Source organism: Bradyrhizobium guangxiense (genome assembly GCF_004114915.1).
GTDB lineage: Bacteria > Pseudomonadota > Alphaproteobacteria > Rhizobiales > Xanthobacteraceae > Bradyrhizobium > Bradyrhizobium guangxiense.
Genome location: NZ_CP022219.1, coordinates 4,134,638 through 4,151,001, shown reverse-complemented (window position 1 = coordinate 4,151,001; position 16,364 = coordinate 4,134,638). Strand labels below are relative to the sequence as shown.

The following is a 16,364-nucleotide window of genomic DNA, read 5'->3' as shown; positions in this document are numbered from 1 at the left end:
CAGGTAAGCGGGAACGAGCGATATATCAGGCGATTCGGCCTGCGCAATCCGGCAATTCCAAGAAAGTGGCGCGCAAAAGCCGGGGCAGAGCTTCAACTATTTGGCCTTGCGCCCTTTAACTCGCCGCGGACTGCTCTACATGCAGTTGCATGAAAAATCCGTCCGCCGCCGGCCGTTTCGCACCGACCGCCCTGATGCTTGGCAATCTCGTCACCGGCTGCTCGGTGTTGGCCCCGGCGGGCATGCTGCCGGAATTGGCGAGGGGGCTCGACGTTAGCATTCATGCGGCCGGGCTCCTGATCACCTTCGGCGCCGTGACGTTGTGCATCGGCTCGCTGTTGACGGCCTGGCTAACCAGCCGCATCGAACGGCGGACGCTGCTCACGACGACGCTGGCGGTGCTTGCGCTCGGCAATCTCGCCTCGGCCTTCGCGCCGGATTACACCAGCCTCCTCGTCATCCGTCTCGTCATGCTCGCGGTCGGGGCGCTCTACACGCCGCAGGCCGCGGGCACGGCTGCATTGATCGTGCCGGCCGAGCGGCGCGGCAGCACCATCGCCTACATCTTCCTCGGCTGGTCGCTGGCTGCCGCCGTCGGGCTGCCGCTGATCACCTTCATTGCCAGCCGCTATGGCTGGCGCGCGGCCTATGGCGAGATCGGTGTGCTTGGCTGCGTCAGCTTCCTGCTGTTGTTGCTGCGCCTGCCAGCGGGCTTGAAAGGCGCACCGGTGGATCTGAAGACATGGGCTGCCGTCGGCCGAAGCAGGGTGATCCTGCTGTTGCTTGCGATCACCATGCTGCAGATGTCGGGGCAGTTCGTGGTGTTCACCTTCATGGGGCCGCTGCTCAACAAGCTCGCGGGCGCCGGCCCCGATGAGATCGGGATGGTGTTCGCGCTTTACGGCCTCTGCGGCTTCCTCGGCGTCGTCATCGCCACCCGCATCGTCGACACCTGGGGGCCTTATCGGACCTCGCTGCTGTTCACCTGCCTGCTGCTCGTGGGGATCACCGGCTGGGCGCTCGGCGCCGGCACGCTTGCTTTCATGATGTGTGGGGTCGCGATCTGGGGCCTCGGCTTTGCCTCGACCAATTCGATGCAGCAGGTGCGGCTGGTCGCCGCCGCGCCGTCGCTGGCATCGGCGACCGTCGCGCTCAACACGTCAGTCCTCTATATCGGCCAGGCGGTCGGCTCGGCCGTCGGCGGGCTGCTGTTCGCCCGCGAGCTCCTGCATTCGCTCGGCTTCGTCGCGGTCGGTTTCGTCGTGGCCGCGCTGATCCTGGTGGTCCTGACCCAGCCCCGCCGGGCTGGTGTCACGGCCTGACGGGGCGCGTTTTCGTGTGCTCAAGGTGCTTGGCAAACCGCGCGCGGGAGCGCTAGAAGGCCGGTCATGGGGACCAAAGAGGGTTGACTGAAATGAGGATGATTCTGGCGGTTGCCGCGGTGCTCTATTCAGCCTCCGCGTTCGCGCAAGCCGACAAGCCACCGATGGTCGGGGACAAGCCCTTGGTGCAGGTCAAACCTAAGGGCACCAAGGAAGCAGCCGCGAAGCCGGCCGCGGCGCCGAAGGGCAAGCCGCAGTCGATCGCCGTGCGGCTCCAGGCCTGCCTCGAGATCGACGACGGCACCAAGGACCGCCTCAACTGCTACGACGCCGTCATCCCGCCGGCCCCGAAGCCGAAGCCGGCGAAGGCCAAGGGCTATGCCGATTGCCGCTTCTTCAAGGAAGAGGACGAGCGGCTGACCTGCTTCAACGGCTTCGCCGAAAGCATTCCGAAGCTGCCCAAGAACTGATGTTGGGTGGGTTCGGGCTCAGTCCCTGATCCGGCTGAGCACGGACGCGTCGTCTTCACGAGAACCGCCACCGCCTCGCGCGGAAACGCCCTAGCGGCTTGAGGCGGGTGAATTGGTGGAGGCCACCCGCGTCAGCGCCAGCGCCGGCGTCGCCAACATCTTCACCAGCACGTCCTTGAGCGGATCCCGCGTCCAGGCGCGGGTGACATAGTCGCGATGGGTGATGCCGTCACCGGTCTCGACGAACACCACGCTGCCGGGACGGAGCGGCCCATCCATATCCTCGGCGACGCTGATGCCCTTCTGACGGAGCGTGCTCATCAGCTCACGGTCGCGCCGGGCGGTGTAGCGGGTGTAGGCGCTGACGAAGAAGCCGGAGCGGTGGCTTTCGATCCAGGACGCGAACTTGTCCATTTCGCCGTAGACCGCGTCGAGCAGCACGACGCCGCGGACGCGGTCGCTGATGCCGCCGACCTCCAGGCTCCAGGCCGTTGGCAGGAAGCCGCCGCTATAGCCGACGATCACGATCGGCATGTTGGCAAAGGCGCGCGCGCTGTTGGGATCGCCGGTGACGCGGGCAAGGTGGTCGGCCGATTCCGCCATGAAGCGCTTGAAGCCGCCCGGTTGCCAGAATTTGCCGGCGCTGGAATCGGCGGCGTCGACTGCCATCTGCGGCGCAAGCAGGATGGCATTGGCGCCGGAATCGGTGATCTGCTTGGGCACCAGCTGGCGATCGCGCACGTCGCGTTCGAGCGTTGCGCCATTGCCGTGGAAGAACACCACGATCACGCCCGGCTTGCGCACGTCGAAATGCTCAGGCACGTGCACCAGCACGCGGCTGTCGCTGTAGGTCTCGTCCTGCCAGTAGACGCGCCCGGAATAGCTGCGGTGGCCGCGGCGGTCGCCTTTGGAGATGTTGAGGAAGGGGGCGTCGGAGGCGGGGTTGTTGCCGAAATAGGGAAAGGCCGACGACTTCATGCTGACGAGCGTCGTCAGATCCTCCCGGGCGGGGCGCTTGTAGGGGAGCTGCGGCTCGAGCGACGCCACCCTGTAGGGCGCCTGCTCCGGCGGTTGTTGCTGCACAGCGCGCTTGGGCGAGAAGTCCGACATCTGCCGTTGCAGGAAGCTTTCGCTCGGCGAGGGAAAGCGCTCCCTGAACGGCGGGGCCGGAAAGCGATCCTCGAACGTGTCGCCGCTTGCCACCTGCTGATGGGTCTTGGCAACGACCTGACTGCCCCCTTGGACATTGGCCTGCGAGTTCGCCGCGAGCGCTGCCGGGGTCGGCGCCTTGCTGCATTGAACCAGTGTCAGCGACAGCGGCACCCAGGCTGAGATCAGGCCGATTCGGAGCGCGCGACCGTGCCGACCGGACAGCGTCCGATCGGCACGATTATCAGCTCTCAGTCTCGGAGCGGCCCCGACCATCCACCCATGACCCCAAAGTCACGACCCAAGTCACACGTCCATCGGCGATCTTGAAACAATTGAGCGACGGGCGTTTAGGCGACGTTAAGCGTCCGGAGAAACTTCCCCACATCCGGAACGCTCAAAAGGACCATGCAATCGTGTCCTGATTGTGGGGGAGGGAAACGGGACTTCCCGGGGCATCTGATGCTTTTTCGGCCGGTGGTGGGAATAAGCGGTGTTTAGGTACCCGTTTCCGCTGCCTCATTTAACCCTTGTTAACCCTGCTTGAATTGACTGGGCCGAACTGCACGATGCGGCCGCGAGACAAGACGCCTGAGGTTAAGGACCCCGATGACGGCATCAGATGCGGGCACCGCACCCTGGATTGTCCGGCTGACCGGAAGCGGGACAGGGGTCTCGGCTCTGGTCGCAACCGCCATCGTCGTGGCCGACATGATCGGGGTCGGCGTCTTCACCAGCCTCGGCTTCCAGGTCAAGGACATCCCGTCCGGCTTCTCGATCCTGCTGCTGTGGACCGTCGGCGGCATCGTCGCGCTGTGCGGGGTGTTCGCCTATAGCGAGCTCGGTGCGATGTTTCCGCGCTCGAGCGGCGAGTACAATTTCCTCGGCCGTGCCTATCATCCGGCTTTCGGCTTTCTCGCCGGCTGGGTGTCGGCGACGGTGGGCTTCGCGGCGCCGGTCGCGCTCGCTGCGATGGCGTTCGGCGAATACGCCAAATCGGTCGTGCCCGATCTGCCGCCGATCCCGCTCGCCATCGCCGTGGTGTGGCTGGGCTCGCTCGTGCAACTGACCGGTGTCAGGCACTCCTCGACCTTCCAGCTGATCTCGACGATCATCAAGGTCGCGCTGATCGTCGCCTTCCTGGTCGCCGGCTTCGTCGTCGGCGTGCCGCAGCCGATTTCCTTCACGCCGCAGCCGGGCGACCTCGCCCACATCGTCAGCGCGCCCTTCGCGATCGGGCTCGTCTTCGTGATGTACTCGTTTTCGGGCTGGAATGCCGCAACCTACATCATCGGCGAGATGAACACGCCGCAGCAGAGCCTGCCGCGCGCGCTGCTGGCGGGCACGCTGATCGTGCTCGTGCTGTATGTCGCGCTGAACGCGGTGTTCCTCTACTCCACGCCCGTCGGTGCGTTGGCCGGCCAGCTCGATGTTGCCAGCGTTGCAGGCAGCGCGATCTTCGGCAGTCTCGGCGGGCGGATCGTGGGCGCGATGATCTGCGTCGGCCTGATCTCCTCGATCAGCGCAATGATGTGGATCGGCCCGCGGGTGATGATGACGATGGGGGAGGACATTCCGGCCCTGCGCGTGTTTTCGAAGCGATCGGTGAGCGGCGCGCCGGCCTATGCCATCCTGTTTCAGCTCGCCGTCGCGACCCTGCTGCTGTTCACGCGCAGCTTCGAGGCGGTGCTCGACTTCATCCAGTTCGCGCTGCTGTTCTGCTCGTTCTTCACGGTCGCCGGCGTCATCAAGCTGCGCATCACCGATCCCGATTTGCCGAGGCCCTATCGCGCCTGGGGATACCCGTTCACGCCGCTCGTTTTCCTGCTCGTGACCGCGTTCATGATGTACCACCTGTTGACCGAGCGGCCACTGCAGTCGCTGTCGGGGATGCTCGTCATGCTCTCGGGCCTGTTGATTTATGCTGTTTTCCGCAGGCGGCCGGTCGCCGCTGGCACGTCACACGATCGCGGATAGATATGTTTCGACCCCTCAGAATTGTGGCCGTCGCTCTTGCCCTGCTTGCTGCGGCCGTCGCGTCCGCACGCGCGGCCGATATTACCTTCGACGACACCGCGCGCTTCCTCGCGGGCATGCAGGCTTCGGCGGACTCGCCGCTGGTGCCCCTCACGAGGGATCCGGGCTGGCAGCGCCATGCAAAATTTTTCGACGGCGCCTTCGCCCAGCTCGAACAGCGCCAGCTCTTGAAGATCCGCGATTGGGCCGACGTCAATCTCGCCGCGCCCCGGCCGACCATGTTCTACATGTTCAGCGGCCCCGATTTCCTCTACGCCAATACCTTCTATTCCAAGGCCAGCACCTACGTGCTCGGCGCGCTGGAGCCGGTCGGCGCCGTGCCCGATCTGACGCGGCTGCCGCGCGGTTCGGTCGGCGCCGCGCTCTACAACGTCGAGCGTTCGCTCGGCTCGATCCTGAGCTTTTCCTTCTTCATCACCAAGCAGATGAAGATCGACCTGCACGCCAACCAGGTCAACGGCACCTTGCCGATCCTCTATGTCTTCCTGGCCCGCTCGGGCAAGACCATCCGCAACGTCGAGCTCGTCGCGCTCGACGCCAAGGGCGGGATGCATGCCGCTGGCGACAATCCGGGACCGAACGCGACCCAAGGTGTCCGCATCACCTTTGCAGGCTCCGATGGTGAGGCGCGCACGCTGTATTATTTCTCGACCGACCTTTCCAATGCCGGTGCGCGCAACACCGGATTCCTGAAATTCTGCGAGACGCTGGGGCCCGGCAACAGCCTGCTCAAGAGCGCCTCCTATCTGTTGCACAAGAGCGACTTCGCGGTGGTCCGCGACTGGCTGCTCGCCAACAGTGCCACCATCATCCAGGACGATTCCGGCATTCCGCTTGCCAATTACAGCGCGCGGCAATGGCGGTTCTTCCCGTTCGGTCGCTATCTCGGACCGATCGACGAATTCCCCGGCCGCTACCAGGAGCGCTACGCCGACTTGTTCACGCGCGCCCAGCCGATCGATTTCGGCGTCGGCTACCGCTGGCGGATGCACGAGTCGAATTTGCTGTTGGCGGTGAGGGTGCCGGGCACGGAAACGCCGCCGGGCGGAGAGGCCACCTCGTCGTCGGCCGAGCCGGCGCCAAGGCCGCCGCGCCCGAAGCAGCCTCGGCCGCCGGAGTCGGTCCCGCCGTCACAGGGACGCTTTTTCTGGTTTCGCTAGGCTTTCTGCGCGGACGGGCCTTACGAGGTCTGGGCCACGACGACCAGCACTTCGGCTTTCTGCCGGCCGAGGCTCCTGACCTCGTGCGGCGTCTCTCCTGAAAAATACAGGCAGTCCCCCTTGCAGAGGACGAGCTCTTCGCCATCGAGCTTGATCGCGATCTTGCCGTTGACGACGAACAGCAGCTCTTCACCCGCATGCGAGGCCCGCGTCGCCGCCTTGTGCGGCGGGCTGAGCAGAAATGGCTCCATCATCTTGCGCGTGCGACCGGTCGCCAATGGGACCACGCCAAACGTGTCCTGGAACAGCGGCACGTTGCCGTCCTGGCGGCGGAACAGCGTGTAGCGCGGCGCCGGCTCGGCGTTCGGGTCGAAGAAGTTCGCGACATTGACCTCGAGCGCGGCGGCCATTCGCAGCAGTGCCGCGAGCGAGGGGATCTTGAGGTTGCGCTCGACCAGCGAGATATAGCCGCGCGTGAGGTCGCTCTGCTTCGCAAGCTGGTCCAGCGTCAGGCCCTTGGCGATCCGCGCCTGGCGGATGTTGGCCCCGACCGCCGTGGCTTTGCTGACGTCAAGCACGCATGAATCTCCCGAACTGCTCAGGCCTGTTTTGCAACAGATGGCGCCGGACTGCCAGCCCGGCGGCCGGCAAGGCACGGCGCCGGTCGCCGCCGAGTGTATTCCAAAAGAAAACTTATGAGCAGAAATTTCAGGCAGGGGCGCGGATATTGTGAGCAGGTGAATTGGTATGGCGCGAAAATTGGCTTAAAATAAGTGCATTTTGTCAAATTTGCCGTGATCGTTGGCATTTGCCGCGTTCCGATGCGTTGATTTCTGATAGTAAACATGATCGATTTTTACCGCCGTGGCTGCCGATGGGCGCACGGACCGAACCAACTGCTTTTCCCTGGCGCCGGTACCTTTTGGAGAGATCGATGACCGTAGCAGACGACGTAACCCTGAACGTAGCGCCGGACGAGGCGGCGAGCTTGCGACGGATCGTGTGGTCGAGCGTGATCGGCACCGCGGTCGAATGGTACGATTTCCTCATCTATGGCACGGCGACCGCGCTGGTGTTCAACAAGGTCTTCTTCGCCGCCGGCAACCCCACGCTCGCCACCATCGCGGCCTTCGGCACTTATGCCGTCGGATTTCTGGCACGGCCACTCGGGGCTGCGATCTTTGGCCATTACGGCGACCGGGTCGGCCGCAAGGCGATGCTCGCGATCACGATCATGGTGATGGGCATCGGCACCTTCCTGATCGGCCTGCTTCCAACCTATCAGCAGATCGGCATCGCCGCGCCGGTGCTGCTGATCGGATTGCGCTTTCTCCAGGGTATCGGCCTCGGCGGCGAATGGGGCGGGGCCGTGCTGATGGTTGTGGAGAATTGCCCGACGCACCGCCGCGGCCTGCTCGGCAGCATGGTGCAAGTCGGCAATCCCATCGGCAATCTCGCCGCGATCGGCATGTTCGCGCTCGTGGCGAGCCTGCCGGAGAGCGACTTCATGGCCTATGGCTGGCGCGTCCCCTTCCTGATCTCGATCCTGCTGGTCGGCGTCGGTCTCTACATCCGCCTCAACATGGAAGAGACCGCCGCCTTCCGTCAGGTTCAGGCCAAGAAGGACGTTGCGAAGCTGCCGCTGGTCGAGATCTTCACGCATCACCGCAGGCCCTTCTTCACAGCGGTCGGTCTCAAGATTTCCGAGATCGCCTATGCCAGCATCGGCGGTGTGTTCGTAATGTCCTACGCCACCGCCAATCTGGGACTGCCGCGGGCGGTGGTGCTGAACGGCGCCTTTGCCGCGTCGCTGGTCGCGCTGCTTGCCATCCCGCTGTTCGGCTGGCTGTCCGATCTCGTCGGCCGCAAGACCATGTTCTACGCGAGCTGCGTATTCTCGGCGCTGTTTGCCTTCCCGCTGTTCTGGCTGCTCGACACCCGCGATCCCGCCATCGTCATCTGCACCATCGTGGTCGCTATCACCTTCGGTCAGATGGTGATGTTCGGCATCGGCGCGCCCTGGTACTCCGAGCTGTTCACCGCGCGCCTGCGTTACAGCGGCGCTTCGCTCGGGTTCCAGGTCGGCGCGGCGCTGAGCGGCGGATTGACGCCGCTGATTGCAGCCTCTCTGATGGCCTGGAGCGGCGGCGCAACCTGGCCGGTCTCGCTGCTGCTGATCGCCTGTGCCGCCATCACCGCGACCGCGACAAGGTTCGCGCCGGAGATGGCGAACAAGGAACTGGCCTGATCTCGCGGCGCGCCGCTACCGGCGGCGCGCCATCACCTCCTCATAAGGATTTGTCATGCTTGATACGATCAGCGCCGGTCCGGCGCGGAGCGCAGCACAGCCCGGCTGGACCGGCGTGGTGCGCTTCCTCCATCTCGCCCCGCGCGCGTTCCTGCCGATGCGCGCAGCTGAGACGCTCATCCTCGTCGCCGGCAAGGGGATCGAGGGCGACCGCTACATGATCGGCAACGAAGAAGGGTTCTACTCGCACAAGCCCGAGGAGGGCCGGCAGGTCACCCTGTTCGAACTCGAGACGCTGGTTGCGCTGAAGCGCGACGCCGGGATCGAGCTCGGCCCGGAAGAGCATCGGCGCAACGTCACGGTGGAGGGCGTGCCGCTCAATCATCTCGTCGGCCGCCGCTTCTGGTTGGGCGAGACCCTGCTCGAAGCGACGCGGCTGTCGGTGCCGTGCCGGCATATCGAGGAGATTACCGGCAAGGCGATCTTCGACCCCTTGATCAACCGGTCCGGCCTCAACTGCAAGATTGTGCAAGGCGGCATCGTCAGGGTTGGCGACACCGTGCGGAATGCGGCATGAGCGCGCGCCCGATCACGACGGTCAAGACGGTCGTTGCCGGCATCGAGGAGGCGGGGGCAGACATAAAACTGTTCATGCTGGCCGATCCCGACCGGTGGGAGTTGCCGTCGTTCAAGCCCGGCGCGCATATCGATCTGCATCTGCCGAATGGGCAGATCCGCACCTATTCGCTGTGCAACGAGCCCGCGGACAACACGCGCTATGTCATCGCGGTCAAGCGCGAAGCGGATGGACGCGGCGGCTCGCGGGCGCTGCACGACGAAGTTGGCATCGGCGACGTCATCGGCGTGTCGTTGCCACGGGGCGGACTTGAGCCGCAACCTCGCATCGCGCGCTACGTGTTCCTGGCTGGCGGCATCGGCGTGACGCCGTTCCTGTCCGTGGCGCGGCATCTCGAACGCACGCAGCAAGCCGACTTCACGCTACATCTGATCGTGCGCGAGGAGGTGCCGCTCGCCGCGCATCTCGGCTCGCTGGTCGAGAAGGGACGCATCATCGTGCATCGGACGTCCCGGGCCGGGCGTCCCGATCTCGCAGCTCTTGTCGGAGAGGGTGGATCGGAGACCATGGTCGCCTGCTGCGGCCCGGAAAGCATGATCGAGGATTTCGAGCGGGTGACCGCGGCGTGGCCCGCGGCGAGTGTCCATATCGAGCGGTTCGTCGCACCACCACCGGTCATCGATCCCGACGCCAAGCCGTTCACACTGTCACTGGCGCGCTCGGGCGCCGAGATTCACGTGCGGGCGGGCCAGACCATGCTGGCCGCGTTGCAGGAGCGAGGCATCAACATCGCGACCTCCTGCTGCGGCGGCATCTGTGGCGCCTGCAAGGTCGGATGGATCGAGGGCAAGCCGGTGCACCGCGACCGCATCCTGTCGCCCTACGAGCGCGAGCGCTATCTCATGGTTTGCGTGGCCGGCTCGGACGCCGAGCGGCTGGGGCTGGACCTCTAAGCTACCAGTGCACGCTCTGGCTCGGCACGATGAACGCCGTCGAACTCGGCGGCGTCGCAAGACTCGTTGCCAGATACCAGCCGGAGCCGAGCACGAGCGCCAGCAGGGCGACGATCGCGAGTAGGTCCATGGTTCTGGGATCGTGGTGCCGCCTCGAGACGGGGGTACCAAACCTGAAATGAAGATGTGGGCTGATTTTCCAGCGCATTGTTGTTTCCTCCCGGGGGAGCATCAAACAACGCGGGAAGAAAGTTTAAGGTTCCGTCCAGGCTCCCGGCGCTCGAAGCATCGCAGCAATCTCAGGGTGCATTGACGCCGCGCCAGCGGCCATAGCGCCAGGGCAGATACCAGCGCGCGCCTTGCGGCGCGGTGAGCGGCACGTTGTCGATGCCTGACGTGCCGAAGGGATTGCAGCGAAGCAGCCGCGCCAGCGTCATCCAGCCGCCGGCCCAGAGCCCGAACCGTTCGATGGCCTCGTCGCCATAGATGGAGCAGGTCGGCAGATGCCGGCAATTGTAACCGACCAGCGGCGAGAGCGTGTGCCGGTAGAGCCAGATCAGCGCACGGCCGAATCTGCGTGGGAGCCGAAACGCTCCTTCGACCGAACTGGAACAATGACCGCAGGCTGAATGCTTCATGTGCGCTATGCTGCAACGTTGGGCGAGTGTTGCACGGTTCCGGCGCAGGGAACTGTAAGCTGTTGTTTGCGCGCCATATTTTTCATGCTTTTTGGGAGCAGTGCAGCAAGTACCTATGGACGATCTGTATTCCCCCCGATACCATTTTTGTGACGTCCATGTGTAGACTCATCGGACGCGAAACGGGGCTTGCCTGAATCGGCTTTGGCTTAGTGCTCGGGGCTTGGGGAAGGGACCAGTTTGAAAATTCTGACGTCGCTCAATCTTCGCGGCTGGTTGCTGGTGGGAACCGCCGTGTGCGGAGTTGCGCTGGCCGCTGCCGTCGCGACACTCGGGTCGTCGGCCCGCGCCGGTGCTGCTCTCGAAGAGCGCAAGCTGCCGATGAAGTTCAGCTGGGTCGCCTGCGAGCCGAACTGCCGCGGCTGGGTTAGCGCGGTCGGCATCATCACCGCCGACACGCCGAAGGATTTCGAAGAGTTTTCGCGCGGCCGCCAGCTCGGCGGTGCCACCGTGGTGCTTGATTCCAGCGGCGGTTCCGTCAATGACGCGATCACGCTCGGCCGGCGCTTTCGCAATCTCGGACTCCTGACCACGGTCGGCGTGAGCCTCCGCGGCGGGCAGTCGGCCCGCCCTGCGGTCTCGCCCGAGGCCTATTGCGAATCCATGTGCGTATTCCTGCTGCTGGCCGGCAAGAAGCGCTACGTGCCGGACGCGGCCCATGTCCGCGTCCACCAGATCTGGATGGGCGACCGCGCCGACGATGCCAAGGCGGCGAGCTACAGCGCGCAGGATCTGATGATCGTGGAGCGCGACATCGGCCGGCTCGCCAAATACACGTTCGACATGGGCGGTGCAGGCGATCTGCTGTCGCTAGCGCTCAGCGTTCCGCCCTGGGAAGACCTGCACGAGCTGGATGCCGGCGAGCTCAAGCTCACCAATCTCGTGACGACGGATCTCGTTGCCGATGTGCTGCCGCATGTCGAGATCTCCGCGCCAGCGATGGCGGAGCTTGCCCCGAAGACGCAGGCGAGGTTCGGTGTGGAACCGGAGCAGGCTGCCAAGTCGACCAAGACGGCGGAAGCCCTGGTGCCGACGGGCGGTGTGGCCGCGCCAGCTGCGGCGACGCAGAAGTAAGCTTAGATCTTGGCTGTCATTCCGGGGCGCGCGTCAGCGCGAACCTTGGTGCGCAAGTGCGCACCTGGGGTGCGCAATTACGCACCCGAGAATCTCGACGGGCACTCTCTGGATTCCGGGTTCGATGCGGCCCATCGCCCCGGAATGACGGGGAGAGTCAGCCTTGGGCTGCGGCCGGCTGCTTGGCCTTGGCCTCGATCTGGCCGATAGCGTCGACCACGGCATCGAAGGTCAGCAGCGTCGAGGCATGGCGCGCCTTGTAGTCGCGAACCGGCTCGAGGAACTTGATCTCCTCCCATTTGCCTTCAGGAGGGGCACCGTTCTCCTTCAGCATCTTGCGAACAGTTTCGCGTAACTCGCGGAGTTCGCTCGCAGTCGAGCCGACAACTCGACTTGCCATGATGGATGAAGAGGCTTGTCCGAGCGCGCACGCCTTCACGTCGTGGGCGAAGTCGGTGACGGGGTCGCCGGTCATCTTGAGGTCGACCTTGACGGTCGAGCCGCACAGTTTGGAGTGGGCGGTGGCGGAGGCATCGGGGTCCGGCAGCCGTCCGAGGCGCGGAATATTCCCGGCCAGTTCGATGATCCGCTTGTTGTAGATGTCGTTCAGCATGTGATGGAGTCCAGCACTTCCGCGCCCGATCGGCCTTGGCGGGCAGCGTCCAGGGTCCTATATAGGGGCGGAACTGGCGGAAAAACAGTCCAGCAGCACACCGGCGGCAATTGCCAACTGCGCGGCCGGCAGCACAGACTGCGGACCTTTTGCGCCAAAATTGTTCTGTTCAGGCGTCCGGCGGCTTGGCCGCCCCGTCTGCCGGTGACACTCCGGCCGTTAAGGCCGTCGAACGGAGTCGATATGGACGCGACAATCAAGCCGATCCGCCCCAATAAGCAGCTCGAGAGCCGCCCGGCAGAGCTCGATCCCGCCGAGTTCCTGGCGGCCGCCGTCCGCGCCGACCAGCCGCGCCCGGCACGCGCCGAGGCCGAGGCGGCGGTGAAGACGCTGCTCGCCTATATCGGCGAGAACACCGAGCGCGAGGGCTTGCTCGACACGCCGCGCCGCGTCGTCGAGGCGTTCGACGAGCTCTATCAGGGCTACCACCAGTGCCCGGCCGAAGTGCTCGACCGCACTTTCGGCGAGACCGCCGGCTACGACGATTTCGTGCTGGTGCGCGACATCGAGTTCACCTCGCAGTGCGAGCATCACATGATGCCGTTCTACGGCAAGGCGCACATCGCCTATACGCCGGTGGAACGCGTCGTCGGCCTCTCCAAGCTTGCCCGCCTCACCGATATCTCCGCCCGCCGGCTCCAGACCCAGGAGCATCTGACGGCGCAGATCGCGGCGGCCATCGACGAGGTCCTGAAGCCCCGCGGCGTTGCCGTGCTGATCGAGGCCGAGCATACCTGCATGTCGGTGCGCGGCGTCGCCAAGCATGGCGCCTCCACCTTCCCCAGCCGCTTCACCGGCATGTTCCGCGACAATCCGGCGGAGCAGGCCCGTTTCCTGTCCCTGGTGCGAGGCACGCGCTGACCTCGCGACGGTTCATTGTTTGAGCATGACCTCGTCGGAAAACCGCTGCGCACTTTTCCGGGTCATGCTTTGGCGAGGTCATCGTGTCCGCTCACTCCCATGAGATCGAGGAAGGCCTCTCCTTCCAACCGCGGTTCGACGCGAGCGGCCTCGTGACCTGCGTCGCGACCGACGTCGCCACCGGCGACGTGCTCATGGTCGCGCACATGAACGACGAGGCGCTGCGCAAGACGATCGCGACCGGCGAGGCCTGGTACTTCAGCCGCTCGCGCAATGCCTTGTGGCGAAAAGGTGAGACCTCGGGTCAAACCCAGCGCGTGATCGAGATGCGCACCGATTGCGACCAGGACGCGGTCTGGATCCGTGTCGAGCAGATTGGCGCCGCTTGCCACACCGGGCGGCGGTCGTGCTTCTATCGCAAGGTCGAAGGTGAGGGCGGCGGCGCCACGCTGGTCTTCGCCGATGCCGAGCGGCTGTTTGATCCCAGCGTCGTCTACAAGAAGTAGCCTCCGTCATTTCGGGACGGGCCCAGCCCGAGCCCGGAATCTCCCGGAGAAGGGCTGCTCCCTCAATTAACCCCGCATTAACCATACCTGTCCCACGGTGAGACGACGGGCGCCGAATTGCCGGCGCCGATCAAGGCCGCGCGGGGCGGGCACTCATCATGTCGGTCGACAATTCCAGCGCCACGCAGACGGCCGGTCTCGATCCGACGCGCGCGCGTGTGGCCGGTGCGATCAAGCAGGCCTCGAACGTCAGCGGCGTCAGCTTCCAGTACATGCTGACCACCGCCAAGATGGAATCGGATTTCGATCCGGCGGCCGGCGCCACCACGTCCTCCGCGCACGGGCTCTACCAGTTCATCGACCAGACCTGGCTCGGCACGGTGAAGGAGGCGGGCACGCAGCTCGGCTATGGCAACTATTCCGAGGCCATCACCAGGACGTCGTCGGGGAGCTACACCGTCGATGATCCCGAGATGAAGCGGTCGATCATGAAGCTGCGCGACGATCCGCAGGCCGCCTCCAACATGGCGGCAGCGCTGACCCAGTCGAACAGCTTCAAGCTCACCGGCCTGCTCGGGCGCAGACCGAGCGACAGCGAGCTCTACATGGCGCATTTCATGGGCGTCGGTGGCGCCGCGAAACTGATCGCCAATGCCGAGGACAATCCGCAAGCGGTCGGGGCGCGGCTGTTCCCCAACGCGGCGGCCGCCAATCGCCCGATCTTCTACGCCAAGGACGGCCGCGCCCGCAGCGTCTCCGAAGTCTATTCGGTGCTGGACGCGCGCTATGCCAGCGCGGCCAATTCGAAACTGACCCGCAGCGCGATGGCGATGTATGGCGGCACGCCGTCCACGACGCAAGTCGCAAGCGCCAATGCCGTGCAGCCGACGGCGCCGCTGGTCGACAACGCGGCTTATCTTCAGACTTTTCCCAATACCAATGCCGTGACGCCGGTCGGCGCGACATCATCGACCACGGTCGCAGACAATACGCCGGTCGCGCCGGCATTCCGTTCGATCTATCAACCCGGCGACACCACGCAGCCGGTCTCGACCACGGTGCAGAAATTGTGGGGCAACAACGCCTCGCTCACCTCGGTCGCCTCGGTGACGCCGGACGTGCGGCCGCCGCAGCCACTCGATCTCTTCAGCGATCGCAGCGGCTCGTTCTCGAGCTAGAGACTCGTGTCCGGGCTCAGCAGCGCATCGCCGAAGAGGTGCTGCGCGGCGTCCGGGTACGGCTTCAAGGGGCTTTGTTCCCTTAACAAATCATCAATAAAACCAGCCAGTTATGGTGAACGCTTTGTTAAGCGTCGTGGTTTATTTTGTGTTGCGGGTGACGAGCCGTCGCCATTTTCGTTTGTTGTGTAAGCCGGAAGCAGCATGATCGTTCGGCAGTTCATTAATTGGATCAGGACCGCCCCCGCCGGCGAGCGGGCCGAGGCGACACGGGCGTTGGCCCGGGCCTGGCTGATCTCGGATCTTTCGACTGACGACCGCATCGCCGCCGAGGGCGCGCTTCTGATGTTGCTCGACGATCCCTCGCCGCTGGTGCGGCAGGGGATGGCCGAGGCGTTCGCGCGCAGCACGGATGCGCCGGCGTCGATCGTGCGGGCGCTGTCGGCGGACCAGCCGACCGTCGCGCTGCCCGTGCTCGAACATTCCCCGCTCTTGATCGACGCCGATCTCGTCGACATCGTTGCAACCGGCAACGACGACGTGCAATGCGCGGTCGCTCGCCGCATCGCGCTGCCGGTGTCGGTCGGCGCCGCCATCGCCGAAGTCGGCTGTGCGGCCGCCGCGCTGGAGCTGATCGAAAATCCCCATGCCGAGCTGGCGCCGTTCTCCTGGAATCGCATCGTCGAGCGTCACGGCCATCTCGCCGCGATCCGCGAGGCGATGCTGGTGCTGGATGATCTGCCGTCAGCGACCCGTGCCGCGCTGGTGGCAAAACTCTCCGAGACGCTGGCGCAATTCGTCGTGGCGCGGAACTGGCTCAGCGCCGATCGTGCCGATCGCATCGCGATCGAGGCTCGCGATCGCTCCACCATCAACATCGCGGCGCGCTCGCGCGGCGAGGACATGCAGGGCCTGGTACATCATTTGCGCGTCACGGGCCAGCTGACCGCCGGCCTGATCCTGCGCGCGCTGCTGTCGGGCAATCTCGACCTGTTCGACGCCGCGCTGGCCGAGCTTGCCGATCTGCCGCTGGCGCGCGTCACTGCGCTGCTGCATGACCGCGGCGGCAACAGCCTGCACGCGCTGCTCCGCCGCGCCGGGCTGCCCGAGGCGACGTTTGCGGCCTTCCAGGTCGCGCTCGAGGCTTGCCACGAGCAGGGCTTCGTCGGCAGCGACGACGGTGCGGTCCGGCTGCGCCGGCGCATGGTCGAGCGCGTGCTCACCCATTGCGAGACCGACCGTGGCGTCACCGAGCCGCTGATGGTCCTGCTGCGCCGCTTCGCCACCGAGTCCGCGCGCGAGGAGGCGCGGCTGTTCTGCGACGAGCTGGTCGCGGACGATGCGATCGAACCGGTGTATGACGACCTGATCGCGGCATAACGAGATGCCGTAGGGCGGGCAAAGGCGCAAGAGCGCCGTGTGCGCAATCCATCAATGATAGCGACAGATGGTGGGCAC

At 65.2% G+C, this 16,364-nt stretch carries 16 protein-coding genes and 1 pseudogene; 12 read left to right on the top strand and 5 right to left on the bottom strand.

Annotated features, from left to right (window positions below; genetic code table 11):
- Positions 1-149 precede the first annotated feature (149 nt).
- Complete coding sequence (locus X268_RS19900) at positions 150-1,322, top strand: MFS transporter (protein WP_128926486.1); 1,173 nt, start codon at positions 150-152, stop codon at positions 1,320-1,322.
- Positions 1,323-1,414: 92 nt separating this feature from the next.
- Complete coding sequence (locus X268_RS19895) at positions 1,415-1,792, top strand: hypothetical protein (RefSeq protein ID WP_128926485.1); 378 nt, start codon at positions 1,415-1,417, stop codon at positions 1,790-1,792.
- 90 nt (positions 1,793-1,882) lie between these two features.
- Here the strand turns inward: X268_RS19895 and X268_RS19890 are convergent, their stop codons facing one another.
- Positions 1,883-3,217: an alpha/beta hydrolase gene (locus X268_RS19890; RefSeq protein WP_128926484.1), complete on the bottom strand. Its 1,335-nt coding sequence runs from the start codon at positions 3,215-3,217 to the stop codon at positions 1,883-1,885.
- Between the two features lie 333 nt (positions 3,218-3,550).
- On the opposite strand from X268_RS19890, the gene X268_RS19885 reads away from it, so the two are divergent.
- Positions 3,551-4,918 (top strand): APC family permease, encoded by a 1,368-nt coding sequence (locus X268_RS19885; protein WP_128926483.1) that lies wholly within the window; start codon positions 3,551-3,553, stop codon positions 4,916-4,918.
- Positions 4,919-4,920: 2 nt separating this feature from the next.
- Positions 4,921-6,138: a hypothetical protein gene (locus tag X268_RS19880; RefSeq protein WP_128926482.1), complete on the top strand. Its 1,218-nt coding sequence runs from the start codon at positions 4,921-4,923 to the stop codon at positions 6,136-6,138.
- Between the two features lie 20 nt (positions 6,139-6,158).
- On the opposite strand, the gene X268_RS19875 is transcribed toward X268_RS19880, so the two are convergent.
- A complete protein-coding gene (locus tag X268_RS19875) occupies positions 6,159-6,716 on the bottom strand; it encodes a helix-turn-helix domain-containing protein (protein ID WP_128926481.1) in 558 nt (185 codons plus the stop codon).
- Positions 6,717-7,072: 356 nt separating this feature from the next.
- On the opposite strand from X268_RS19875, the gene X268_RS19870 reads away from it, so the two are divergent.
- Genes X268_RS19870 through X268_RS19860 form a run of 3 tightly spaced genes read left to right on the top strand, consistent with a single transcriptional unit; the run spans position 7,073 to position 9,916 of the window.
- Positions 7,073-8,386 (top strand): MFS transporter, encoded by a 1,314-nt coding sequence (locus tag X268_RS19870; RefSeq protein ID WP_128926480.1) that lies wholly within the window; start codon positions 7,073-7,075, stop codon positions 8,384-8,386.
- Positions 8,387-8,441: 55 nt separating this feature from the next.
- Positions 8,442-8,963, top strand: coding sequence for an MOSC domain-containing protein (locus tag X268_RS19865; RefSeq protein ID WP_128926479.1), 522 nt, complete (start codon positions 8,442-8,444; stop codon positions 8,961-8,963).
- Positions 8,960-9,916, top strand: a complete 957-nt coding sequence (locus X268_RS19860) for a PDR/VanB family oxidoreductase (RefSeq protein ID WP_128926478.1) — start codon at positions 8,960-8,962, stop codon at positions 9,914-9,916. The genes X268_RS19865 and X268_RS19860 overlap by 4 nt, the downstream gene beginning before the upstream one ends.
- A gap of 1 nt (position 9,917) precedes the next feature.
- On the opposite strand, the gene X268_RS40720 is transcribed toward X268_RS19860, so the two are convergent.
- Together X268_RS40720 and yidD are read right to left on the bottom strand one after the other, a co-directional pair.
- Positions 9,918-10,124, bottom strand: coding sequence for a hypothetical protein (locus X268_RS40720; protein WP_128926477.1), 207 nt, complete (start codon positions 10,122-10,124; stop codon positions 9,918-9,920).
- 91 nt (positions 10,125-10,215) lie between these two features.
- Positions 10,216-10,554 (bottom strand): membrane protein insertion efficiency factor YidD, encoded by a 339-nt coding sequence (yidD, locus tag X268_RS19850; protein ID WP_128926476.1) that lies wholly within the window; start codon positions 10,552-10,554, stop codon positions 10,216-10,218.
- Positions 10,555-10,794: 240 nt separating this feature from the next.
- Between yidD and X268_RS19845 the strand changes: the two genes are divergently transcribed.
- Positions 10,795-11,688, top strand: coding sequence for a COG3904 family protein (locus tag X268_RS19845; RefSeq protein WP_164937823.1), 894 nt, complete (start codon positions 10,795-10,797; stop codon positions 11,686-11,688).
- 157 nt (positions 11,689-11,845) lie between these two features.
- Here the strand turns inward: X268_RS19845 and X268_RS19840 are convergent, their stop codons facing one another.
- Positions 11,846-12,301, bottom strand: a complete 456-nt coding sequence (locus X268_RS19840; RefSeq protein WP_128926475.1) for an iron-sulfur cluster assembly scaffold protein — start codon at positions 12,299-12,301, stop codon at positions 11,846-11,848.
- Between the two features lie 243 nt (positions 12,302-12,544).
- Between X268_RS19840 and folE the strand changes: the two genes are divergently transcribed.
- The 4 genes and pseudogenes from folE to X268_RS19820 all read left to right on the top strand — a co-directional run bounded on the left by folE (position 12,545) and on the right by X268_RS19820 (position 16,286).
- Positions 12,545-13,222, top strand: a complete 678-nt coding sequence (folE, locus tag X268_RS19835; protein WP_128926474.1) for a GTP cyclohydrolase I FolE — start codon at positions 12,545-12,547, stop codon at positions 13,220-13,222.
- Between the two features lie 83 nt (positions 13,223-13,305).
- Entirely contained in the window at positions 13,306-13,728 is a 423-nt protein-coding gene (gene hisI, locus X268_RS19830; protein WP_128926473.1) for a phosphoribosyl-AMP cyclohydrolase, read from the top strand.
- 117 nt (positions 13,729-13,845) lie between these two features.
- Positions 13,846-14,906 (top strand): annotated as a pseudogene (locus tag X268_RS19825) (lytic transglycosylase domain-containing protein).
- A gap of 204 nt (positions 14,907-15,110) precedes the next feature.
- The gene (locus X268_RS19820) at positions 15,111-16,286 is read left to right on the top strand and encodes a DUF2336 domain-containing protein (RefSeq protein WP_128926471.1); all 1,176 of its coding nucleotides are present in this window, start codon (positions 15,111-15,113) and stop codon (positions 16,284-16,286) included.
- Positions 16,287-16,364 lie beyond the last annotated feature (78 nt).